The organism is Streptomyces sp. NPDC091280, assembly GCF_044768565.1.
Lineage (GTDB): Bacteria > Actinomycetota > Actinomycetes > Streptomycetales > Streptomycetaceae > Streptomyces.
Map to the genome: position 1 here is coordinate 47,188 of NZ_JBIVUZ010000025.1, position 23,202 is coordinate 70,389.

Consider the following 23,202-nt stretch of genomic DNA (forward strand, 5'->3'; position numbering starts at 1 on the left):
GACAGGGAGACCACACCCCATGCTCAGCACGCGGCCGGGTTCTCAAAGCACGTCCAGCAGAGCCGGTTCGTTCAGCACATGCGACTCGGGGTGCAGGGGCTGCTCCGTCCAGATGCACTTGCCTTCGGAGGTGCTTCGCGTGCCCCAGCGCTGGCAGAGCGCGGAGACCAGTTGGAGTCCTCGGCCGCCCTCGTCTGTGGCATCGGCATGCCGGATACGAGGGGTGGTGAGGCTCCCGTCCGAGACCTCACAGATCAGCGTCCGGCTGCGCAGCAGTCGGAGCCGGATGGGACCGCGTGCGTGTCGGACGACGTTGCCGACGAGTTCGCTGACGATGATCTCCGTCGACATGACGAGATCTTCGAGAAGCCATTCGGCCAGTTGCCGCCGGACGTGGCCACGGGCCTGGCTCGCAGCGACGGGGTCGTCGGGGAGTGTCCACGACGCGATGTTTCGGTGCGGGACAACACGGGTCCGGACCACGAGGATCGCAGCGTCGTCGTCGGCGAAGCCGTGAGCGGGGACGAGCGCGGAGGTCAAGGAGTCGCAGATATGCAGCAGCTGCTCGGCCTCGACCTCGTCCCTGGCCTCCCAAGCCCCCTCGGCCAGCTCTCCTTGGACGGCCTGGACCGGTTTGAGGTTACCGTGTGGGCGCCGACCCCAGGCCGTGGAGAGGTGTCGGCCGATAGCCCCGGCCAGCAGGTCCATACCGGTGTCGATGTCGCGGAGCGATGACTCGATGAGGCCGTCGGTGTACGCCACGATCAGACTGCCCTCCGGCAGCCGGAGCTCGGCCGTCTCGAACGGCGGTGTGCCGGCACCCAGCGGAGGGTTGGCGGGCAGGGCCGGGAAGGAGATCGTTCCGGTGGAGTCGACAATGGCCGGCGGCGGATGCCCGGCACGGGCCATCACGCAGGTCCCGTCGGTCGGGTCGTAGACCGCGTACAGGCAGGTGGCGTAGAACTCGTCGCCGAAACCGCTGACCAGGTCGTTGAGGGAGGCGAACAGTTCGTCCGGCGGGAGTTCGAGTCCGGCGAGGGTGTGCACGGCCGTCCGCAGCCGCCCCATCGTGGCCGCTTCGGACAGACCATGGCCCATGACGTCGCCGATGACCAGGGCCACGCGGTCGGCCGAGAGCGGGATCAGGTCGTACCAGTCGCCTCCGACCTGTATGCCCTCCCCGGCGGCTGGCAGATAGCGGGCCGCGGCCGTGACCGCGGGCACCGAGGGCAGCGCGCGGGGCAGCAGGCCGCGTTGCAGTGCCTGGGCGCGGGCGTGCTCGGCGTCGTACAGACGGGCCCGCTCCAGCGCTTGGGCAATGAGCCCGCCGATGGCGCTCAGCAAAGTCCGCTCCTCCTTGCCGAACACGCGGGAGGTGTCGAAGGAGAGCACGCAAGCACCGATGGCTCTTCCGGAGACGATGAGCGGGAGCACCGCTCCGGCGCTCTTCCCCACGAGGGCGGCCAGCTCGGCCGACTGCGGGTGGGCTTCGGCGTACTCCTCCCTGGAGGTGAAGTACTTCGGCACGCCCGTGCGTAGCACCTCACCGCTTGCCGTGCCGCCAGCGTTCATGACCTCCGCGATGCGGGCGCGTGACGACTCAGGGAAGCCGACCACTCCGACCAGGCGCATCTGCTCGTCCTCCGTGGACATCATCAGCAGTCCTGTGGCTCCGAAGGGCGGAATTACCCGTTCCGCCACGGCAGACACCACGTCGTCCACCGTGATCGCCTTGGCCAAAGACTGGGTCAGCTCCTCCATGCGAGCCGCCCGCTCGGCCGCGGCACGCTCCGCAGCGGCGCTCTCAGCGTCCCGTTGCCGTCGTTCGGTGACGTCGGTGAAGTAGAGGGTCAGGCCGTCCGGGACCGGGACCAGCCGTACGTGATACCAGCGCCCGCCGCCAGGCCACGGGACCTCGAAGCCGGTCGGCGTCCGCTGTGCGGCGGCGCTGCGGCACCGTTGCTCGATGCCGGAGGTGCGGACCGCTTCGATGTCCCATAGCACTTGCCCGGTGATGAGCTGGGAGGATCCGAGCAGTTGTTCCGCCCTGAGGTTGACGAACGAGATGCGCCAGCCGGCGTCGACCGCGAGGAATGCGTCACTCATGTGCCGGAGGGCACGTCCTGCCGCGTCCATCGCCAGGCGGGTCTCGGTGGTGTCCCACAGCGTGCCCGTCATGCGGGCCGGTTCTCCGTCCTCGCCGAGTACGACCCGGCCCCGGGCCTCGACCCAGCCCGTCGTGCCGTCCGGGCGGCACACCCGGTACTCGGAGCTGTATCCGCCTCGCTCGCGCACCGACTGCTCGGTCCCCGCCATCACCCACGGCCGGTCTTCCGGGTGGACCAACGCCACCCAGCTCTCGATGCGTCCGTCGAAGGACTCCGGATCGATGCCGAGCACCCGCTGCATGGCCTCGTCCCAGACGACCTCACCCGTGCGGATGTCCCAGTCCCAGGCACCGACACGCGCAGCGTTGAACGCCTGCTGGAGCCTGGGGTCGGTCGGCGCCTCGCTCCGCCACCAGATGGGGCTCGTCTCGCGCTCCGCGGCCGCGGGGCGCTGTAGCACCCCGGAGAGCCACTCGGCGAGGGACGTCAGGAACGCGTACTGAGCGGGGGTGGGCGGGTCAGGCAGTACGGTGACGACTGAGAGCACGCCGAGTGGCAGGTCAGGGCTGGGCAACGGGACGGCCACCACGCCTGTCGCGGCCGTGGGCACGTAACCGCTCGGAATCCCGGTGGCCGGCTGCCAGACGGTGCCGAGACTGCGCGCGGCACGAGCCGGGGGCAGTGCCTCGTCCCAGCCGATGTCCTCCCACATCCGGGAGATACTCGGCGGCAGTCCGGCCGCTGTCGTCAGCCGCAGTCGCCGGCTTCCTCCGGGGCCCCGCACGTGTACGAAGCCGCCGAGCCCGCCGAGATCGGCGACCGCCTGATGCAGGGCCAGCCGCAGAACGTCCGACTCGCTGTGGTCCTCCCCCAGAGCAGCGAGCATGCTGAGCCGACCCAACTCGGGCGACCCCATGGTGGCCCGCGAACCTCGGGGAAGCCCTTTGGCATGCATACGTTCGTCCCTAGACTTCCAGAAACCCTAAATAGTGCTATACCGATCCATAATCCATCACTGTTGCAGCGATGGACACACGACATATCCCGTCTGGTTCGCTGCGGCAACGGCTTCTGCTCCCCGTCGGCCGGTTCCATGGTCAGCCCCCAAGAGCGGCGCAGTCACCCTGCATGTCCTGCGGCATCGCAGGCGAAGCAGCGGCCTGCACCCGACGCGGAGACCTGAACGGCGTCGTAGCGGAACGTCTCCTTCCCGCAGGTGACGCAGAGCACCTTGTTCTGGTCCGCGTCGGAGTTCTCGTCGTCGCTTCCCGGCTCGTCGCGCCAGTCCGGGCTCGGACTCATGGCCAGCACGGGTGACCGGCCCCGGTCGGTTCGCCGCAGAGCCAAGGCCAGAGGCGGGGTCAGAACCCAAGAGAGAAGCAGCGCCAGGATGCTGTCGTACGAGCCGGGGACGTGGACGGTGATCAGGGTGATGCCCAATGCACTCACCGTCACCATCGCGAGGACCTCCGGCCAGCCCACGGGTGCGAGGTGGGCCCGGCGATGCTCGACCCAGGTGGTTCCCAGGCGGGCACGGCCACCCCGGCGCAGGTAGAAGTCGGTGACCAGCAGGCTCAGCCAGGCAGTGAGCGGGACTCCCATCAGCCCAGCGATGTAGCTCAGGTTGTCGATCACGTCCAGGAGCGAGAAGCAGAAAGCCAGGAGTGCCGTGACAAGCAGAAACGCGCGCCGCCCCCACGGCGCCCGCAGCAGCCGCGAGGAGAAGTTGGTGAGCGCTACCGAGGCGCCGTAGTAGTTCACGAACTGGACCTTCATCTGGGTGACGATCACCCAGAGCAGACCGGTCAAGCCCATCAACTGAACGCTGTATCCCCCTGGGTCCACGGAGCCGACATGCGCCGTGATCATCGCTCCGGCGACGACCTCCAGCACCCAAACGCCCATCATCAGCGCGGCTCCGGCAGGCGCCGCCCAGTATCGGTCACGACGCCTGATGAACCGACCGTAGTCACCGAGCGCCAGACTCAGGATGGGCACGACCGACAGCGGGAGCGCGGCTGCCCGGACCAGCCCGGAGACAGTGATGCCGGCGGGCACCGTGCCGGTGACGGACTCGCCGAGAGACTTCACCAGCAGGTAGACCACACCGATGAAGAACAGCGGAACCGTGGCCCACTGAAGCCAGGCGATCTGTGACACGCCGTACCAGGTCAGCGGTACCACCACCAAGCTACTGACGAGGTACAGCACCCACAGCGGCGGCGCGGACCACTGTGCGTGTACGGCACTGGCGATGAAGGAGCACTCGAAGGTCGCGTAAGCGACCCAAGTGAGCGCGTAAGCGAGCATGTTGACGCCGGAGCCCAGGAAGCCGAACCCGGCACCGCGCGACATGGCGTCGACGCCCATGCTCGTGCCCGAGCCGTGCCAGGCGACGACGGAGCAGGAGACGGTCGCGACGACGAAGCCGAAGACAGCGGTGATGACGGTCGTGATGAGGCCGTACGAGGTCACCATCGTGCCACCGAGGGCGAAGACGAAGACAGACGTCACCGCGCCCATCGCCAGCACAGAGAAGTCGCGTCCGGGGCGCTTGGCCGCGTAAGGCACCTTGCTCACAGCGTAGTCCTCGCCGGCCTCAGTACGGACGCGACCGCGGTTGAGGAAGAAATGACTTCTCACGTTCAGGCGAATCACCTCGGCACCAGCCAGGATGACACCGTGAGCGCTCGCGAGCGAACGGGACGCTTCTCCTCGGACGCCTCATCCGACACCCACCGACGGAACACAGGTCGTTGGCACGGGCGAACCACACACCAGCTCCACCTCTGCTAGTCCGGCGCAGGGATCGACACCGCCATGCCCTCCCTCCGCGGCACGGGTGAGCCAGCATCGCCACTGGCACCAGCTCACCGGGCCATCCGCCGAAGTGGGCATTCGGCCCTACATGTGCTGTTCGGGCCCGTTGGTGGCGGCACGCGGGCCTTCTGGATTCGGTGGGGATTGCGACATCGTCCGCCGAGCGCAGGAGGCCCACAGCACCGCGCCCCTGGGCTCCCCCGCCTCCTACACGCCCGCCAAGGTGGGCACACCGGTCGCCGAGGGCGGGCTGCCGTAGGGCCTGCGGACGGGCGTGGTCACCGAAATTCCGTGGTGGCCGCGTCTCGCGAGCATGTCGGCGGTGTACGACTGCCAGCACACAGGCCATCTATTTGAGCAAGCAAATGGATGGCCTGTAGAGGTTCCGTCCACCGCACTGATCCGGGATGTGCCGCACATTCCGATATGGCGGGGCCGGATCTGTTGTCGAGTTCGTCGATGCCGGGCTGACCTGACCGGTTCCCCCGTGGATGCCCAAGGCCGGTCGCCCATGAAAGGGGCGACCGGCCGGCGGTGTGGACGAGTGGCTGTCAGGCGGGGTTGCGGCCGACGAAGAACTCCTCGTCAGGGGTGTCGGTCGGGTTGAGGCCGGACGCCTCCTGGCCCTTGCGCAGCACGGTCATCTGGCGGGGGTGCACCCGCCCGGTGGGGTGGCGCAGCGGACCGCCGTTGTAGCCCTGGAGCCAGGACTGGTACTTCCACATCGCACGGTTGACGCCGCCGCCCATCCCCACGGTGTTGAAGGCGGTGCGGGCGGGCTGGAACTGGTAGAAGAGCTCGGTGGCCTTGTCGTGGTCGCCCTTCTGGAGCAGGTCGAAGATGTGCGGCAGCCAGGGACCGTAGTAGGCGGAGAAGTTGGTCCCGCAGAACTGCACCGGAATCAGCCGCGACAGCGGCACGAACTCCCACTCCAGCGGGTAGGAGATCACGACCTCCTTATGGAACGCCTGGTACGCCTCGATCGCGCCCATGACCACGGGCGCGCCGCCTTCAGCCTTGATCGCCACGACGTTGGGGCAGTCGTCGATGAGCCGACGCAGCAGCGGCACCGGCAGGTCGGCTGGGTGGAACCGGGAGAAGCCCCAGGTCGGCACCGGGAACAGCATGACCGCCATGTTCGTCGCGTCGCAGAAGGCCTTGGTGTACTCGTACACGTCCTCCAGCGACTTCGGGTGGAAGAACGGCGGGTAACCAAGGAGCACGAGTTCGGCGCCGGCGGCCTCCGCCCGCCGCGCGTTCTCGATGTTGTCCTCGAGAGAGTTGAAGATCGCGTGGTGCACGACGAAGGTACGGCCCTTCGCCTGATCGACCATGATCTCGACGAAGCGGCCGTACTCCTCGGGCGTGATCGCCACCTCGGAGCAGGCCAGAGTGCCGGCGAAACCGTGCTCGACCGTCTTCTCGATATCGTGCCGGATCGCTTTCTCATTGAGGTGCTTGAAATCCGACGTCATGGTGGGAATGGTGACGTTCGCCACGCCCACCATCTTTTCCCGGGCCCAGTCCCGGGCTTCACTACGGCTGTAGCTGACCATCTTCAAATCCTCCTATTGGGTGCACTTCAGGTGTTCTCTCAGCGGCTGCGGTGAGGGCGCTTGGTGTCGAACTCGATCGGAAGACTCGTCACCTGGCCGCTCTCCAGCGCTTTGGTGAGGATGACCTGGGCGACAAGCACGTCCTGCACACCGCTGCCGACCGACTTGAACATGGGGAGGGACGCCGACCGAAGACGATCGTCGAGGTCCCCCGCCAGCAGCGCGTTCATTGAGAACGACTTGTCACGGAACGCGATGCCGGCCTCTTCGGCCGCCAGCATGTCTCCGGTCTCCTCGAGGACTTCTTCGAGCACGTCGCAGACGATCAGATCGGCGCGCTCGACGACGCTGAAGTCGATCTCACGCTGGTGAGGCACGGTCGAACCAATCGACACAACGGCCATGCCCGGTCGCAGCCAGTCGCCGAACAGGATCGGCTTCTCGCCCCTGGACCGCGCGGCGGCCAGGACGATGTCCGCCCCCTCCACCGCCTCCTCGGGCCCGTCCACGGCGCGCACCGGCACGCCCAGTTCCTCGGAGATCTGCCGCGCGAAGTCCTGGCGCCGCTCGGGTGACGGACTGAACACCATCACCTCGGTCAGCGAACGCACAGCCGCGAACGCACGGGTGTGCATCGCCGCCTCCAGCCCGCTGCCCAGCACGGCGAGCCGCGCCGGCCGCTCGGGCACGAGGCGGTCCAGGGCCGCGGCGGACGTGGCCGCCGTGCGCAGACCCGTGACCAGGTTGCCGTCGACGAACGCCGTGATCTGGCCCGTCTCCCGGTCGAACAGCACGATCACGTACTCGCACCCAGGCGTGGCCCCGGCCATGGTCATGCCCATCACCTTGGCACCGAAATAACGCGCACCCGCCGGGATCGCCGGAAGGGTCCGAAGCGAGGCACCGCCTTCCGTCGCCACGGTGCGCGGCGGCGTGGACGCCGCATCGAAAGGCTGGGCGTACGCGGCCTGCAGCGCGGACACCGCGTCCTTCCACTGGAATACGGCCTCCGCGGCGGCGCCCGACACGAAGACGGGGCTGGAGGGAGAAGCGGTTGTCATGAAGCGGCCTTCCGATGCGGTGCGACGGAGTCACAGCGGACACGAAAGCCACGGCTCACGCCTCCGCCCTCCCCTGGTGAGAACGGTCAGACAAGGCGGGGTCATCACGGCCATGGATTTCGTTCGTCAGCCGGTAGAACGCCCACACCACCGTCGACGGGTGGGCACCCCGACATGGGCACAGCCCTCGTCCGCCACACGACGATCCTGCGGGCGCAGCGGCCCGACGGGCAAGGCACGCCTTTAACTACCAGCTATTCGTGCCTTTGATGCCTGCCGGAGACAGCGCGTTTCCAACGCCGGCGGATTGGCTGCCGCCTCCCGAGACCTTGGAGCATCGAGGGCAACGTATACCCAATTCCGGTGCCCTCGACCGGACAGTCCCGAGGTGCGCGGGTCCGATGACCACCTGTGCCGCGCCGGACGGCTGACCAGGCGAAAGGCCGAAGCGTTGTACGGAATGCCCACATCACGCACCGCTACAGCACACGCCCAAGCCGCCGCCATCCCCATGAAGAATTCTTATGGGTGTCATACGAAATGCGAATACCTCGATCTCGCGGACAAGCCGAAAAATAGGCAACAGTCATGTGCTGTTCGGAGGAGAACAAGTTAGGCACCGTCTGCTCTCGCAGTCGACTCCCCCCGTGAGACCGACGTGGCGGAGTACCTGAGCGGGTTCGCCATCGCCACCCAGGGCCGCGCAGGCCCTGGCAGTCCGCGTCGTCGACGTCATCGACGGGACGACCGGCGTGGTCGGCACGAACTGCTCGCGGGCGACGAGGTCCGACTCGTGGGGCGGCCAGGTCACCACGCCGGGGAGCATGAAGTAACCAGTCTCCCAGTCTGTGCCTTCCAGACGGCGCCCGAGTAGGTCACCCGTGCGCCGGAGCCGCGGGTGGACTCCAGCAGAGCCGTCACTGAATCGAACTACCGTCCGATCCCGGGACTGGACGCTCGGTGTCGGCGGCGCGATGGACCTCGACATCGGCGCCCGAAGGTTTGTCGTGGCCAACACCCACCGCAACTCCCGCGGCGAATCGAAGATCCTCTCCGAGTGCCTGCACCCGCTCACCACGTGCGGCGAGGTCGACGTCGTCGTGACGGAAATCGCCGTCTTCGACATCCGAGACGGTCGCCCGGTTCTGCACGACCTGCAGCCAGAGGCACCGAGGCGGACGTGGCTGCGGCAACCGACGCTCCGTTCGTCTCATCCATGCGCGCGACCGCCGGACGCGGCAACTGACCATCCACTCACCACCCATCAACACCAGACACCCGGAGCAACAGGAGGCTCCCATGGGCGCAACCACCAACCGACGCGTGGTCACCGGCCACGATGGCAAGGGACTGGCTGTCATCCTCAACGACACGGTCCTGGACGAGCCCAGCAGCAAGGGCCAACAAATCTGGACCACGGTCAGCAGCCCCGCCAAAAACTCCGACGAGACCGACGGCGGCCTACGCAAGATCGGCGTGACCTTACCCGACGGCGCGGTGTCCCGCGTCGGCGAGTTGGAGCCCGGGGTCCGCTCGTCGATACTCCGTACCCACTCCATCGACTACGGCGTCGTTCCGTGACACGGTCGGTAAGGAAATGGACGGTGGAGAGCAGGTCCGGCTCTACGCCGGCGATGTCTTCGTCCAGCGCGGCCAACCACGTCTGGTTCAACGACACGGACGAGCCGTGCGTGGTGGCCTGGAAGCCGACTCCCAGGTCGTATCGAGTCCGCCACGGTCCACATCAACGACCAGACCGAGGACGACGAGGCGGCCGCTCCCTTCGGCGGCGCGAAGGCGTCCGGGAGCGGCGTTCACCTTCGGGGGTAGGGCCAACCTCGACACCTTCAGCGAGGTGCAGTGGATCACGGTCCAGCAGGACATCCAGCGCTACCCCTTCTGACGGCTCGTCGGTTCTCTCCTCCCGCGTGAGCGTATAGCACGAGCCCCGGCAGGCGGCCGGGGCTCGTAGGGCTGTTACCTCTGTTGTCTTCCGAACAACCGGGGCTACCGGGCGAAATCCACGGGCAGCGGGACGGCCAGTCCTGCCGCCACCGCCTTTTCCAGCACGATGCCCGCCGTCACCACGTCCTGGAGGCCGCCGCCGACCGACTTGAACATCCGAATACCGGCCCGCTCCACGGCGTCCTGGGCCTCCCCGCTCATGAGGTCGTGCAGCGACACACACTTGTCCCGGAAGGAGATCCCGGCCTCCGCGGCAGCGATCAGGTCGCCGGTCTCGTCCGTCACCTCGGCCAGGTTGTCGCAGACGATGACGTCGCAGCGCTCGATGACACTAGCGTCGATCTCACGCTGGTGCGGAGCGGTCGAGCCGATGGACACCACGGTCGTCCCGGGCCGCAGGTCGTCGCCGAACAGGATCGGCTTCTCCCCGCGGGAGCGTGCGGCCGCGAGGACGACGTCGGCGCTCTCGCGGAAGTACGCCTGGGCCGCCTCCGGGCTCTCCGCCGCGACGCAGGGGATCCCGAGCGACTCGGTCATCGTCCGCGCGAAAGCGGCCCGGCGTTCCGGGGTCGGGCTGTAGACCGTGATCTCGCTGATCTCTCGGACCTCCGCGAAGGCCCTTACGTGCGTCGTGGCCTCGAAGCCGCTGCCGAGCACGCCCAACCGGATGGGGCCGGGAGCGGCGAGACGATCCAGGGCCGCCGCGGAGGTCGCTGCCGTCCGGTAGCCCGTGATGAATTTGCCGTCGACGAACGCCCCGACCTTGCTGGTGTCACGGTCGAACAGGACGATGACGTAGCCAGCCCCCTTAAACCCCCCGCCTCCTGGCTGGAACGTGACGCCCATGATCTTGGCGCCGAAGTACCGCGAGCCTGCGGGCGCGGCCGGCAGCACCCGGAAGTCCACGCCTTCGCCATGCACGTTGGTCCGGGAGGGATTGTTCGCCTTGGTGACGGGGCCGGCGTACGCCCGCTGCAGCGCGGCGATCGCCTCTCCCATGTCGAAGACAGCCTCCGCGGTCTGGTTCGACACGAAGTACGGCGCTTCGTCCACCTGTTCATTCATCGTGCTGGCTCTCCTGACGCAGTTGATCGGCTCATGCGGGCGCGGTGGCGACGGCCCGCGATAGGGCCGCACAAGGCTCGGCGGTGGAGCCGCGCCCCGGCTACCGCGAAGTCCCCGTACTGCGGCAACAGCACGTGCTGCCGCACCAGCACGTGCTGTTGCCGCATCGGCCCGGTCAGCGTCACCGCCAACGGCATAGGTCGCGACACGGGCTCCGGCCCACCAGGCCACGGCGGAGCATAAGAGGACTTCCTGGCAGGCATGCCGTCCCATGTTCGTCGCCGCGACACCACTCTGCGCTCCCCGCGTCACAATCAAAAATCAATTGTGCTGATGTCCCGTATGCACAAGGTGACTGGTCACACCGACAGGGCTGATTCTCCAAGGCGACCTGAATTCATTCCGCCCAGGAATTGTGGACATGAGCAGCATTGATTTGTCCCCGGCAGCCTCGACGAGCAGCGTGGACCATGCACCGATAGACAGAATCCGATCCGGGAGAGCCCATGACCAGCACCCCATCCAGCGACAGGTCGTCCCTAAAAGATTTGTCGCTGCTGCATACAGGTGCCTACGTCGACGGGGAATGGATCGGCGAGGGAGAGTCCGGCAGTTACTCCGTCCGCGATCCGGCGAACGGCCTCAGGATCGCCGACCTCCCGATGCTCAGTCGCGCCCAGACCACCGAGGCCATTCACGCGGCCCATCGCGCCCACGCCGCCTGGCGGGTGCGATCAGCCGCCGATCGCGCACGGGTACTGCGCCGCTGGTTCGATCTTGTGACCGCCAACGCGGAGGACCTGGCGCGGCTCATCACCTGGGAAGAGGGAAAGCCCCTCGCTGAGGCCAGAGCCGAGGTCGCCTACGCGGCATCCTTCATCGAATGGTTCGCCGAGGAGGCCAAGCGAGTGCGGGGCGACCTGTTCCCTGCGCCCCAGGCGTCGCGGCGTATCGCGGTGCTCAAGGAACCCGTGGGCGTGTGCGCGGCCATCACACCGTGGAACTTCCCCGCCGCGATGATCACTCGCAAGGCGGCTCCGGCACTCGCCGCCGGTTGCACGATGGTGGTCAAACCGGCTGAACAGACACCCTTGACCGCGCTCGCCCTCGCTGACCTGGGTACCCGTGCCGGCATCCCCGAGGGCGTCCTCAACATCGTCACCGGCGACCCGCGAGAGATTGGTGCCGAGTTGACGCACCATCCGCTGGTACGCAAAGTCAGTTTCACCGGCTCCACCGAGGTCGGCCGACTCCTGCTCGCCCAGTCCGCGGACACGGTCAAGAAGACGTCCATGGAACTCGGTGGGAACGCGCCCGTCCTGATCTTCGACGATGCCGACCTCGAGACCGCTGTGGCCGGGGTGCTCGCCGCGAAGTTCCGGAACACCGGCCAGTCGTGCATCGGCGCCAACCGGATCTATGTCCAGGACGGCGTGTACGACAAGTTCGCCGAGTTGCTGACCGCGCGTGCCGAGCAGCTCGTCGTCGGAAACGGCTTCGACGACGGCGTCGAGATCGGCCCGCTCATCGACGAAGCCGCGGTGGCGAAGGTCGAGTCGCACGTCGAGGACGCGGTGACCCACGGCGCGCGCATCCGTTGCGGCGGCGCCCGCGACGCGGGCGGCGGCCAGTTCTTCCGGCCTACCGTGCTCTCCGAGGTCACCTCCGCGATGCGGATCACGCGTGAGGAGACTTTCGGCCCCGTCCTTCCGCTGATCCGCTTCAGCGACGAAGCGGAGGCGGTGCGGGTCGCCAACGACACCGAGTACGGCCTGGCCGCCTACCTGTTCACCCGCGACGCCGAACGCACGTGGCGCGTGGCGGCAGCACTCGAATACGGGATGGTCGGCATCAACACGGGCCTGATCTCCAACGAGGTGGCACCGTTCGGTGGGATCAAGCAGTCCGGACTCGGGCGCGAAGGGTCCGTGTACGGGATCGACGAGTACCTGGAAATGAAATACCTGGCCTGGGAGGGGGCAGGGGCATCCTGACCGGCATCGCAACTGCAAGCCGGTCACTGGTTTGTATCTGGTGAAAGTCGCCGGTTGGCGGCTAACGCCTTCGGGGATGCCGCGCTACCCCTGCTGTACGCGAAACGTCTCAGGGGCGCACCCGCACTTCCCCTTACATGGAACTGAGGCTTTGCACAGGCGGCAACTGCTGCCGCACCCGCCGCCACCGCCTGCCATGGGCATCCGCAGGTCAGTCGTCGGCTGCGGTTCCACACACTGGGATCCGCAGGGTTGCCGACCGTGATGGCGTACGCCCGGAGAGCAGGACGTACGGGGAGGTCATCTGCTCGTCGCTGCGGGCGACTTGTTGGTCGGCCTCCAGGCGCTATTCGGCTGGACGGTCCGGTTGGCGTAGGCCGAGCTGGGCGAAGCCCTGGACGGTGGTGCGCGGCGTCCGCAGCTCATGCCCGGCGTCCGCCACGACCCGCCGCAGCCGACCTCCGGGAATCCCTCTGGTGGTAGGGCCTGTTGAAGACGGTCGAGCATGTCGTTCAGTGCGGCTCCCAATCGGCCCGTCTCGGCACGCTGGTCCGTGTCGGGCAGTCGCAGGCCGAGGCTCCCGGCCTCGATCCCACTGGGTCATGTGCACCATACGGGTCAGCTGCAGCAGGCCGAGGCGGACCACCGACCGGCCGACGGCGATCAGACCGGCCACGACCACGGCCAGGACGACCGCGCTGAGGGCGTCTGCTTCGACACGCCCCCCCTCCACCGAGCCGGGGGCAGGGCGACACGTGCGTGGTCCTCGCGCCGGGCCCAACTGGCCGTAGAACCTGCCGGGGACATCTCCCGACTCGGCGGGGACCGTGGCCTGTCCCCGCGTCAGATGCAGTTCGCCGACCGCCGGGTGAGATCCGGATCCGGTGTTCTCCCTCCGCCGAGGGTGCCCTGCTCCTTGCCGGAGGCACCGAAATGGTGACTGGGAAGTCCGAGGGAAGGGTGGTGACGTCCGGCACGGGTGCAACGGCTGGCTCGGCGCGCCGCGCTAAGGCCTGGTTCGGGAGCGCGAACTGTTCCAACTGCCTGTCGACCCGTTTCAGCACCCAACTGCATCACCACGGCGCCGATCATCTGGGCGGTCTGGACGGCGGCCGCGGCCAGCAGGGTCACACCCCACACGAGCCGGCCGCGTAGCGAGCGCGGGCCGCGCATCCACCGGCGGCGGATAACCGATCGACTCCCGTGCCGTGACCTTGGGGAAGCCGCAGGCAGTTCTCCAGCGGACCTCCCACTATGCTGGACCGCCGTCGCATCCGCGAACATAGGCAAGTGTGGCAGGCAGACCTTCCGGCCCGACGCAGCGTCCGCGAGCGTCGTCGAGGAGTAGTGAACCCTGTGGTCCAGCTCCCGGTAGGGCTGGCTTCCTGCCCGCACTCATAACCGTCGCAGGTCAGCCACGAACGAAACCAGTAGGCCGCCGTCATCGTCCAATGGCCGCTCGGTTCGTGGCACCTTGCCCCGCCAGCCTTGTCGAAGACGGGCGGCCAGGACCGAAGTCCTGGCCGTGGCTGTGGTGCTTCGCCCCCTGATACGGCCGTCCCTGACGGCCCGGCTGTCGGCGACCGCCCTTATCGCCGACAGCCGCAATGCTGCCTCGATACCGGAGCCCTGCCCCGGATCCCCTATAGCCGCAGTGTGTCTGATCTGGTCAGTCTCGCTCCATCGCTGATGAGGCAGCGGGAGGGACGAGGCCGTGCCGGCCCGTGGGCGAAAGGTCCGCGTCGGTCCGGGACTCGTGGGAGCGAGGCATGGCTTCCGGCTCTTCAATGCTGTGTGGCCGCAACACCGATTGCACGGGTGCAGGGTCAGCCGGTCCGTTCTGCTCCGGCTCCGATGAGCTGGAGCGTGTCCGCCTCAAGGCGGCGCCGCTCGTCAGTGGCCGTGGTTCGGGAGCGCCCCATCCGGCTGCCCATCCATCCCAAGAGGAAGGCCAGGGGAACCGACACCAGTGCGGGGCTCTGAAACCGGAACCAGGCGAAGTCCACATGGGGGACAAATGTTGACGATGTGTCGGACCTGGGTGAGAAGACCGGGAGTACGAGGGCGAGGATAGTTCCTCCGTAGATGGTCCACACCAGCCCGGTTCGGTTGTATCCACGCCAGTACAGGCTGTAGATCAGCGCGGGCAGGATCGACGACGCGGCGATGCCCATGGTGAGCTGGGAGCCGAAGGCTGTGGACGCACCTTGCAGGACGACGGCGATGAAGATGCCGACGCACCCGAGCACGGCAGCAGCAGCGCGAGCTACCGGTACCTCGCCGCGGGGCACGGACTGCCTTCGCCGGGGGGCGTGAAGGTACACGTCACGGGCGATGGACGAGGCTGCGGTCAGCGTTGCGCCCCCGACCACTGACAGCACGCTGAGAAACGCGGCGCAGGCGACAGCGGTGAACAGTAGGTTCCCCAGTGCGCTGGTGGAGCCTCCCAGCAGGGAATGGGCGATCAACAGGAGGGATGAATTCCCGTCGGTCCCGGCGTCGATGATCGCGCCTCCGCCGACGACCGCTGCGGCGCCGAAGCCGAGGAGAACCAGTGTCAGGCAGACAGCGGCCACTATGAAGCAGGCGTTCCGTACAGAACGGCGGGCGGCTGCACCGTCGCCACTGGCCTGTATCCGTACAAGGATGTGCGGCATACAGGGCGTGCCCAGCACCAGCGCCAACTGCAGCCCGAGATGGTCAAGCCGGCCCAGGGACGTGGTACCCATCGCGTGCCCCGGCTGGAGGTACTGATCGTGCTGTCCGCTGTTCTGTGCGGCTTGAGACACCAGGGCGCCGAAATCGCCGTGGAAATGGGCGAGAAGGGCCAAGGTAGCCACGCCCAGCGCGACCACGGTGACCGCGCAGCTGAGGATCTGCACCAAGGTGTGGCCTTTCATGCCACCGAGCATGGGACACAGCACCACGAGTACACCGAGCACCACAGTGCAGGTCTGCTTGGCGCCGATCGAGGACATGCCGAGCAGTTGGGCCGTGACGTCTCCGGCGCTGCTGAGCTGGATGACCAGGAAGGGGACACTGACGGCGAGCGTGGCCACTGCTGCCGCGATCCGGGGGGCGGCGCCGGAGAATCTCAGAGCGAAGAGGTCACCGAGGGTGCGACCGCCGCTCTGCCGGAGCGGTCTGGCGAGTACGGCCAGGAGACCCAGCGAAAGCAACAGGTCGACCGCCACGGTGATGCCGTCAAAGCCGACGAGTGCCACGGTAGCCGTCACGTTCAACAAGACGGTCGTCGCCAGGTAGGTGCCCGATAGCGCGGCACCATTCTTGAAGGGTGTAAGGGTACGTGACCCCACGGCGAACTCTTCCGGGCTGTCACCGTCCGGGCCCCCCATGATGGCCAGGAACAGGGCCACGACAATGAAGATCATGAAGCCGACCACCACAAAGCCGTGGTCGTAGGAGCTGACCGCGCTCAGGGCCAGTGCCCTCACCACTGGTTGTCTCCGGGTCTTGAGAAGAGCGTGTGGGGTGCCTGCCTCACATGTCCTGCCCTTGTCGATTCGGCATCACGAGCCTGCGGACCGAGCGGCTCCAGGCTTCGCACACAGCGTCGGTCGTAGCGGTCCACGCTCCACAGCAGCGCCAGCGCCAGGATGAGACACAGCAGGAAGCCTGCGGTCACAGGTGTGCCCAGCACCTTGGCGGCGAACACATCGCCTCCCACCAAGCCGGGTGCCACGGTCAGCGTGAAGCAAAGGGCGACGGCGATGAGAACGGCGCGATCCAACTTTCCGGACACCCGTCGCATCTCGGCCAGCACAGTATCCGTTCGGTCATGGGAGCCTCCGGGGTCCAGGGGCGAATCGGGTGTATGAGGGGACGCGTACATTGGCTCCGCCAAGGTGAGAAGGGGCTGCCGGGAACACGTGGGGCCAGCGATCTGGGGGTCCCGAGCGCCACGCAGAGATTCGAGGTATGCGCGCCAGGTGCGGACGGGGCGGCACGTGCGAGGTTTCTGCTGGACGGCGCCGGAGCATCGAGCCAGCAGGGCCGCGGCGGAATGTCGCCGCGGCCCTGAGTCGGCCACGAAACCACGCGACCGTGCGACAGTCACGCCGTCGAGCAGAGTGGGGATGTGGTTGGCGCTCCGGAACGTGGGTCGGAGTTCGGGGCGCCCACCGGGCGGTGGTGTTCACCTTTCAGCGACCGGCCGAGGTAGCTCACCCGTCGCCTTCCAGGTCATCGCGGTACCGGGTCGAGGAACAGAGCACCGCGATCCAGCGTTTCTGGACGGGAAGGCTTGGTGACCCGCTTGGTGCGGAGGCCGGCGTAGGCAGCGGACCGGCCGGGTGGCTGTTCAGACCGGCGGGGCTATGAAGGCGCTCTTGTCGGCGTCGTTGAAAGACTCCTTGCCGAGGTTCTCCTCCATCGGGTTGTTGGAGGTCCCCCACTGATCCATGACTTCCTCCTTGGAGGGGTCGTAGATGTGCGGGTGCCAGGTGTCCTCGTCCAGCTGTTCCAGCTCCGTGGTGTACTCGATCATGTTCCCCTGCGGGTCCCAGAAGTAGCTGAACGTGTTGTCGCCGGCGACATGCCGCCCCGGCCCCCACATCCCCGAGATACCGGCCTTCTTGACCCGGCCCGTACCACGCATGTACTCGTCGAGGCCGCGCAGCTCGAAGGAGATGTGATTCAGGGACAGATGCGGCGCGTGGCCGATCCCCAGCGAGTGGTGCTGCGAGTTCACCCGCATGAAGTGCATGAACTCGCCCATCTTCGGGTGCCGGATCGTGTCCGACAGCGCGAAGTCCAGGTGCCGCGCGTACCAGTCCCGGGTCTTGTTGATGTCCGGCGAGTTCAGCACCACGTGCGACAGCCGCACCGGGATCGACTCGCGCTCCTCGATCTTGCGGTGCTTGCGCGGCGCCACGTCTGCCGTGACCTCCACCGCGCGGCCGTCGACGTCGAAGAACCGGAAGCCGTAGCCTCCGCCCGGCGTGTCGATCCGCCCCGGCTGCGTGATCAGCTGAACGCCCCCGGCCAACAGCCGCTCCGCCAGCACATCGACATCCACCGTGGTCGCGACGCCATAGGCCACCAGGTCCAGCCGCTTCTCCTCGGCCTTCCGCAGGCGCAGCACGTACTGCTCCGGACTGCCCTCCGCTGCCAAGAAGGAAATACCGGAATCCTCCTCGACCTTGGTCAGGCCCCAGACTCCGGAATAGAAGTCGAGCTCCTTGTCGTAGTCCGGCACTGCGATGTCCACGTGCCGCAGGTGGGTGATAAGGCGGTCAGTCATGATCGTCCTTCTTCGGTGATCGACGGCTGAGGTGTCGTGACATCGGTGCTGGTGACCGGTTCGTGTCCGCGCCGGAGGCATGGGACATGCCCTGATGGCGGCGTTTTCGGACAGGGTCCTTTGTGACGCGCAGTCGCATGCCGCATCCTTGTGGACCCGTTGCCGCACCTCTGGGCTCACTGTCCCATCCATAGTGCGGATTCAGAAATGACCCCTCTACATGTCGAGTATGAACAGGATTCATGAGATGCCGCGACGTGCGAATTACGGTCGCCCGTGAAGGTTTTGCCGGTTCCCGTGCCGGTGCCACCTCACATTTCCCTGATTTGTCGCTGGTATCAACATCCTTCCGAACCACCCAACCCCTTTCGCGAATAAGGTGGGCGCCCTACGAGGAAATTCATGGTCAGGGAGGGCTAATGTCATGCAGTTGCCCTTTCAAGTCGGAGGTGCTACATGCCTGAGCAGACGGTGGTCACACGCCCGGAAACGCTGACGGCCGAGGAGCTGATCGCCCGCGCCGAGGAGCTGGTCCCGGTCCTGGCGGAGCGGGCGGCGCGCACCGAAGAGGAGCGCCGCGTCCTGGACGAGACGGTCCGCGATCTCGTCGACGCCGGGCTGATCCGGGTGGCCACGCCGGGCACCTACGGCGGCCATGGCGTGGACATCGACACGCTCTTTGAGGTCGGCTGGCGCCTCGGCAAAGGCTGCGGAGCGACCGCCTGGTTCTACACCGTCACCCAGAGCCACAACTGGATGATGGGCATGGCAACGAAAGAGGCCCAGGACGAGTACTTCCAGTCCCCCGACGTTATCTCCTCGTCCGCCTACGCCCCGACCGGCAAGGCTGAAAGCGCCGAGGGTAGTTGGCTGATCTCCGGCCGGTGGCCGTTCTCCAGCGGCGTCGACCACGCCGAATGGGTCTTCCTCGGGGCGATCGACCCCGCGAGCAAGCGTCTCGTCTACCTACAGGTGCCGCGCAGCGACATCACGATCCTCGACGACTGGCACCCGGCCGGCCTGAGGGGCACCGGCAGCAAGAGCGTGGTCATCGACGACCCGGTGTTCGTACCGGAGTACCGGGCCATCTGGCCGGGACCCGTCAACCCGGAGGCCCGCGACCGGCACGGCCGTGCGTCCTACGGTGTGCCGCTGCGCCAGGTCATGCCGTTCGTGCTCGCCACCCCGCTCATCGGACTCGCCCAGGGAGCGGTCGAGGTGTACACGCAGCGGACGAAGAACCGGGTTGTCAAGCTCGGCTCCAGCCAGAAGTCGGCGGCCGAGTCCCCGGGCCCGCAGTTCCGGATCGCCGAGTCGGCGGCCGAAGCGGATGCGGCCGTCGCCATCCTCCGCGCCGACCTGCGCGAACTGATCGAGTTCGGGGCCCGCGACGAACCCATGAGCGACATCGACCGCGCACGGTACCGGCGCAACCACTGCTACACCACCAAGCTGGCCGTCAACGCGGTCAACCGCATCTACGACGCGGCCGGGGCGAACGCCATCCTGGACCCCAGCCCCCTGGCACGGATCCACCGCGACGTCAACGCCGGTTCCCACCAGGTGGCCCTCCTGTGGGATGACATCGCAGAGCTCTACGGACGGGTCCGCCTCGGCGTCGAGCCATCGGCTGCCATGTGGTGAAAGCCGTCACCACGAGGATGCGTGGGGCAGTTCCCGCAGGCGAATCCAGGGCAGCGAGCGCGACACGATCTTGACGGACATCGATACCGGTCTTCGGCTCTTCACCGCCCGAAGACCGGCGCCGTGCCGTCCGCCGTGAGCTTTCACGGCACACCGAACACATACCAGGACAAGACCAAGGAGACCCACATGAGCGCACCGGCGGTACGACGAGTCGTCACCGGACACGACAGCGAAGGACGCGCTGTCATCATCAGCGACAAAATCCTGGGCGAGCCGAGTGGCATGGGTCGTCAGATCTGGAGCACGCTGACCAGCCCTGCGGACAACTCGGACGAGACAGACGGCGGGCTGGTCAAGGTCGGCCCGTCCGTGCCCGGCGGCACGGTGTTCCGCGTCGGGGAATTCGAGCCCGGCCTCCGCTCCCCGATGCACCGCACCCGTTCCATCGACTACGGCCTGGTCCTCCGGGGCACACTCGGCCTCGAGCTGGACAGCGGCGAGCAGGTCCGGCTCAACGCCGGCGACGTATTCGTACAGCGAGGCACCAACCACGTCTGGTTCAATGACACCGAAGAACCGTGCGTCGTGGCCTTCATCCTCATCGACGCGGAACCGGTGAAGATCGGCGACACCGTCCTCGAGACGCCGCCGCCTTCGTTGCCGGCCCCGAACGGCAGCCGGTAGCCGACGCCGCCCCTTCGAAACACACCCGACGGCACGACGTACGCGAGTACGTCGTGCCGTCGCGCATGGTCAGCCGAACGCGGCACGAAGGTGCCCTGCCCCGGAAAGCGGGGCAGGGCACCTCGAAGGAGGGCAGGGCGGCGTCTGTCCCTCCGTGCTGCCGACGCCGATCGGTCGGCGGGATCTTCAATCACGTTCCCACGAGTGCTGCAGGAGCCGGCGCACCAGCGCATGCGTCAGGTTCGATGCTTTCTGCCAGTTCGTCGTGGTGAAAGCACCGCAGTCCGGATCGGAGCGCTGATCCAGCCGGGTGCTTGCAGAGTTACAGGTGTCGTGGTCGGGCAGGCCTGGGCGTATCCCGACCGAATCGACTACGAGGCCGGCCTCCCGGGGGTAGGTGTGCCCGGGAGGCCGAGGGTTCGCCTAGGCGCACAGAGCAGGCCAGGAACTACTTGAAGAAGACGTTGTAAGTGAACAGACACGTCACCGCCAGCACCACACAGGCAATGGTGCGCCGCACGAACGGCTTGGCCAACACCGCGGGCACATGGGGGTCGAGGTCGGCCTGATCCTTGATCTGTGGCTCCGGGAGGTGACCGCCTTTCCGCAGGACAGAGTCCTCGGTGGCGCGCACGATGCGGTCCGCCTCGGCGTAGCGCCCATGTGCGGCCAGCCAGCGCGGCGATTCCGGCAGGCGGGCCACACCGTACAGGCCGACCAGTAGGGGAAACCCTCCGATGAACAGCATCACCCGCCAAGCGGTCTCGTCGGAGAAGGCGGACAGGAGCGCAGGACCGAGCTGGGGGGAGATCAGGACGCCGAGCGCCGGGCTGATCACGGCCCCGGCGGCGAGCCATCGGTGGCGAGGCGAACCCTTCGATTCAAGGACCAGTGCGGCGGTTTGGGAGATCATGGCGCCCAGACCGAACCCGAAAAGGGTGCGGAAGACCAGCAGACTGGTGAAGTTCCAAGCCACCCCCGACACGACGCTGAACACGCCGTACGCGATGAGGGAGACCGCGAACACCCTTCTGGGAGCAAGGCGTTTCCCGAAGACCGTGGTGAGGCGTCCGCCCACGACCGCTCCCACCAGGGCGATCGCGCCGGCCCAACCGGCTTCGACCGCGGTGAGGTGGAATGTGTCGCGCACGGCGGTGCTCATCACGTCCATCGACGTGAGATCGAAGGTGGCGCAGACACCTCCCAGGGCGAGGACGATCGCCATCTGCAGGTGGTAGCGCGTGAACGGCAGCCGCTCCAGCCTGGCCGATATCCCAGCGGCGGATTGGATGCCCTCCGGCTCCTCATCCATGTTGTTCGCGTCCGAGGGGCACATGTCGAGCCTCTCCGCTTCCACGCCTTCCGCTTCGAGCGTGGTTCGCGGGGTTTCCACGCGCGGCTCGCCTGTTGTCTCGTTACTCACTGTTCCTCATCCCGCCGCTGTGCGCGGCCTGGTCCGGGCGTCCGCCGACAACCGGCTCGGTGCTCTCCCGTCGAGCCCGTGCCGGTCAAGCGCCGTCGCGCGGGAACACCGGTGGCAGGGTCGGCGGGGCAGAGGCCCCGCACTTGTGTGACGTGGACCGCCCGCGGCGGCAATCGCCGGCGGATCAGGCGGTACGTACTCTCATCGTGTGCCGGCCCTTGACCGCGGCGATCTGAGCCGCGAGCAGCGGAACCGGCACTTCCGCGTCCATGTCCGGCGCGGCGCGGGCTACGGTGGTGAGAGGGCCCAGGCCTCGAACCGGGGCTCATCCCTTGTCGACGAGCGTGCAGTTCGGCCGCCGGTCCTGCCAGGATCCGGTCTGCGGCCGTCAACAGGCCCATCGCCGGGTGGACGAACTCGTCGTCGGCCGGACCAGCGCCGCAGAAGAAGCGCTAGAGGTGTGGCTCGCGGAGGCGTCGGAGCATCTCTTGCCTTCGACGCAACACCGACCGGGCACAGCAACGGATGGAGCAGGCGCGTCGCGTGCCCAGGCCCGCCCCTCTTCATTTTGCACTCGGCGTAGTGGTCAGGCGGATCGGGCCATGCGGCTCCCTTCCGAGCGAGAAACGTTCGCCCTCGACGCGGAGCGCGTGACCGCGGCAGCAACGTCAGGCCAGCGAGGCGGTCCGGGTGCGAGCGGATCGCCTCGCCCTCATTCCGGCTTCACACAGCGGTTGCGCTGCACTCCGAGCCCGGTGATCTCGCCCTCCATGACATCGCCGGGGACGAGCCAGCGGTTGCCGTGGTGTCCGGCGTTGCCCGCCGGGGAACCCGTCAGCACCACGTCACCGGGGCGCAGCTCCACGATCTTGGACGCATGGGCGACCACCTGCTCGACTCCATGGATGATGTCGCCGACGCTCTCGTCCTGCATGACCTCGCCGTTGACCTTCAGCGTGATGTGCAGGTCCCGGTAGTCGGGCACGAACTCGATCGGCACGATGTAGGGCCCGGTGGGGAAGAACGTCGGCCGCACCTTCGACGCCAGAAAGTCGGTCATTGGCCCGAGGTCGGGGCGCCTCATCACCTCGCGGGTGCTGATGTCGTTGGAGATCGTGTAGCCCGCGACGTGGGCCAGCGCGTCCTTCTCGTCGATGTAGTGGCCACCGCGGCCGATGACCACGGCGAGTTCGAGCTCCCAGTCATGCTGCTCACCTGGTCCCCACAGGATGACGTCGCCGGTGGCCCCGGTCATGGTGCTCGGGAGCCCGGCGAAGACGAACGCACCCCCGTCCAGGCGGCTCTTCGCGAACTTCCGGCCCTCAGCCAGCAGTTCCTCATCCGGCCGCTCGTCGCCCCGGTTCCGCAGCATCGTGAGGGTCATCTGCTCCAGATGCGTGTAGTAGTTGGCGCCAGCGCACAGCAGCTGGCCGGAGGCTACCGGCGGCAGCGGGCGGAGTTCGTCGAGCGCAACGCCCTCGCCGTGCGGCGTGGCGGCCAGCTCATGGAGCCGTGCAAGGGAGCTGTCCCAGTCGTTCAGCATCGACAGCGTGTCGCTGAACTCCGGCCGGAGGTCGTAGACACGACCGTCGACCACCAAACCGGGAAAAGGAACA

The 23,202-nt window shown here is 67.4% G+C and carries 17 protein-coding genes; 5 read left to right on the forward strand and 12 right to left on the reverse strand.

Translation table 11 applies throughout. The annotated features are described in order from the left end of the window. Positions 1 to 42: 42 nt before the first annotated feature. The 5 genes from ACIQPR_RS46995 to ACIQPR_RS47015 all read right to left on the reverse strand — a co-directional run bounded on the left by ACIQPR_RS46995 (position 43) and on the right by ACIQPR_RS47015 (position 8,696). On the reverse strand, positions 43 to 2,994 hold the full coding sequence (locus ACIQPR_RS46995) for a SpoIIE family protein phosphatase (RefSeq protein WP_403663249.1): 2,952 nt from the start codon (positions 2,992 to 2,994) through the stop codon (positions 43 to 45). Positions 2,995 to 3,227: 233 nt separating this feature from the next. Then, the gene (locus tag ACIQPR_RS47000; protein ID WP_403663252.1) at positions 3,228 to 4,688 is read right to left on the reverse strand and encodes a purine-cytosine permease family protein; all 1,461 of its coding nucleotides are present in this window, start codon (positions 4,686 to 4,688) and stop codon (positions 3,228 to 3,230) included. A 791-nt stretch (positions 4,689 to 5,479) separates the two neighbouring features. Beyond that, positions 5,480 to 6,403 carry a dihydrodipicolinate synthase family protein gene (locus ACIQPR_RS47005; RefSeq protein ID WP_403663255.1) on the reverse strand — a complete coding sequence of 308 codons (924 nt, stop codon included), beginning with the start codon at positions 6,401 to 6,403 and terminating at the stop codon, positions 5,480 to 5,482. Positions 6,404 to 6,522: 119 nt separating this feature from the next. Next, positions 6,523 to 7,545: an ornithine cyclodeaminase family protein gene (locus tag ACIQPR_RS47010; RefSeq protein WP_403663258.1), complete on the reverse strand. Its 1,023-nt coding sequence runs from the start codon at positions 7,543 to 7,545 to the stop codon at positions 6,523 to 6,525. A 917-nt stretch (positions 7,546 to 8,462) separates the two neighbouring features. Next, entirely contained in the window at positions 8,463 to 8,696 is a 234-nt protein-coding gene (locus ACIQPR_RS47015; protein WP_403663261.1) for a hypothetical protein, read from the reverse strand. 148 nt (positions 8,697 to 8,844) lie between these two features. Here ACIQPR_RS47015 and ACIQPR_RS47020 point away from each other — a divergent pair, with 148 nt between their 5' ends. Both ACIQPR_RS47020 and ACIQPR_RS47025 read left to right on the forward strand, forming a co-directional pair. Next, entirely contained in the window at positions 8,845 to 9,126 is a 282-nt protein-coding gene (locus tag ACIQPR_RS47020) for a hypothetical protein (protein WP_403663264.1), read from the forward strand. A 141-nt stretch (positions 9,127 to 9,267) separates the two neighbouring features. Next, complete coding sequence (locus ACIQPR_RS47025) at positions 9,268 to 9,375, forward strand: aldehyde dehydrogenase family protein (protein ID WP_403663370.1); 108 nt, start codon at positions 9,268 to 9,270, stop codon at positions 9,373 to 9,375. Positions 9,376 to 9,552: 177 nt separating this feature from the next. Here the strand turns inward: ACIQPR_RS47025 and ACIQPR_RS47030 are convergent, their stop codons facing one another. Continuing rightward, positions 9,553 to 10,575 carry an ornithine cyclodeaminase family protein gene (locus tag ACIQPR_RS47030; RefSeq protein ID WP_403663267.1) on the reverse strand — a complete coding sequence of 341 codons (1,023 nt, stop codon included), beginning with the start codon at positions 10,573 to 10,575 and terminating at the stop codon, positions 9,553 to 9,555. 506 nt (positions 10,576 to 11,081) lie between these two features. Here ACIQPR_RS47030 and ACIQPR_RS47035 point away from each other — a divergent pair. Then, a complete protein-coding gene (locus tag ACIQPR_RS47035; RefSeq protein ID WP_403663270.1) occupies positions 11,082 to 12,569 on the forward strand; it encodes an NAD-dependent succinate-semialdehyde dehydrogenase in 1,488 nt (495 codons plus the stop codon). A gap of 300 nt (positions 12,570 to 12,869) precedes the next feature. Here the strand turns inward: ACIQPR_RS47035 and ACIQPR_RS47040 are convergent, their stop codons facing one another. The 4 genes from ACIQPR_RS47040 to ACIQPR_RS47055 form a co-directional block, all read right to left on the reverse strand. Next, positions 12,870 to 13,160: a HAMP domain-containing protein gene (locus ACIQPR_RS47040; protein WP_403663373.1), complete on the reverse strand. Its 291-nt coding sequence runs from the start codon at positions 13,158 to 13,160 to the stop codon at positions 12,870 to 12,872. Positions 13,161 to 14,395: 1,235 nt separating this feature from the next. Then, positions 14,396 to 16,024 carry a hypothetical protein gene (locus tag ACIQPR_RS47045; protein WP_403663273.1) on the reverse strand — a complete coding sequence of 543 codons (1,629 nt, stop codon included), beginning with the start codon at positions 16,022 to 16,024 and terminating at the stop codon, positions 14,396 to 14,398. Beyond that, positions 16,021 to 16,353, reverse strand: a complete 333-nt coding sequence (locus ACIQPR_RS47050) for a hypothetical protein (protein ID WP_403663276.1) — start codon at positions 16,351 to 16,353, stop codon at positions 16,021 to 16,023. Before ACIQPR_RS47050 ends, ACIQPR_RS47045 begins: the two co-directional genes overlap by 4 nt. Before the next feature lie 537 nt (positions 16,354 to 16,890). Beyond that, positions 16,891 to 17,832 carry a VOC family protein gene (locus ACIQPR_RS47055; protein ID WP_403663279.1) on the reverse strand — a complete coding sequence of 314 codons (942 nt, stop codon included), beginning with the start codon at positions 17,830 to 17,832 and terminating at the stop codon, positions 16,891 to 16,893. Between the two features lie 456 nt (positions 17,833 to 18,288). Here ACIQPR_RS47055 and ACIQPR_RS47060 point away from each other — a divergent pair, with 456 nt between their 5' ends. Both ACIQPR_RS47060 and ACIQPR_RS47065 read left to right on the forward strand, forming a co-directional pair. Continuing rightward, positions 18,289 to 19,476 (forward strand): acyl-CoA dehydrogenase family protein, encoded by a 1,188-nt coding sequence (locus ACIQPR_RS47060; RefSeq protein WP_403663282.1) that lies wholly within the window; start codon positions 18,289 to 18,291, stop codon positions 19,474 to 19,476. 189 nt (positions 19,477 to 19,665) lie between these two features. Continuing rightward, the gene (locus ACIQPR_RS47065) at positions 19,666 to 20,163 is read left to right on the forward strand and encodes a cupin domain-containing protein (protein ID WP_403663285.1); all 498 of its coding nucleotides are present in this window, start codon (positions 19,666 to 19,668) and stop codon (positions 20,161 to 20,163) included. Between the two features lie 448 nt (positions 20,164 to 20,611). Here the strand turns inward: ACIQPR_RS47065 and ACIQPR_RS47070 are convergent, their stop codons facing one another. After that, positions 20,612 to 21,586 carry an MFS transporter gene (locus tag ACIQPR_RS47070; RefSeq protein WP_403663288.1) on the reverse strand — a complete coding sequence of 325 codons (975 nt, stop codon included), beginning with the start codon at positions 21,584 to 21,586 and terminating at the stop codon, positions 20,612 to 20,614. A gap of 712 nt (positions 21,587 to 22,298) precedes the next feature. Then, positions 22,299 to 23,183, reverse strand: coding sequence for a fumarylacetoacetate hydrolase family protein (locus ACIQPR_RS47075; protein ID WP_403663291.1), 885 nt, complete (start codon positions 23,181 to 23,183; stop codon positions 22,299 to 22,301). Positions 23,184 to 23,202 lie beyond the last annotated feature (19 nt).

Bases quoted from the DNA above. Each gene is read 5' to 3' on its own strand.
- ACIQPR_RS47060 (WP_403663282.1), top strand. From the start codon at position 18,289: ATGCCTGAGCAGACGGTGGTCACACGCCCGGAAACGCTGACGGCCGAG.
- ACIQPR_RS47035 (WP_403663270.1), top strand. From the start codon at position 11,082: ATGACCAGCACCCCATCCAGCGACAGGTCGTCCCTAAAAGATTTGTCG.
- ACIQPR_RS47030 (WP_403663267.1), bottom strand. From the start codon at position 10,575: ATGAATGAACAGGTGGACGAAGCGCCGTACTTCGTGTCGAACCAGACC.
- ACIQPR_RS47005 (WP_403663255.1), bottom strand. From the start codon at position 6,403: ATGACGTCGGATTTCAAGCACCTCAATGAGAAAGCGATCCGGCACGAT.
- ACIQPR_RS47065 (WP_403663285.1), top strand. From the start codon at position 19,666: ATGAGCGCACCGGCGGTACGACGAGTCGTCACCGGACACGACAGCGAA.
- ACIQPR_RS47020 (WP_403663264.1), top strand. From the start codon at position 8,845: ATGGGCGCAACCACCAACCGACGCGTGGTCACCGGCCACGATGGCAAG.
- ACIQPR_RS46995 (WP_403663249.1), bottom strand. From the start codon at position 2,994: ATGCTCGCTGCTCTGGGGGAGGACCACAGCGAGTCGGACGTTCTGCGG.
- ACIQPR_RS47010 (WP_403663258.1), bottom strand. From the start codon at position 7,545: ATGACAACCGCTTCTCCCTCCAGCCCCGTCTTCGTGTCGGGCGCCGCC.
- ACIQPR_RS47055 (WP_403663279.1), bottom strand. From the start codon at position 17,832: ATGACTGACCGCCTTATCACCCACCTGCGGCACGTGGACATCGCAGTG.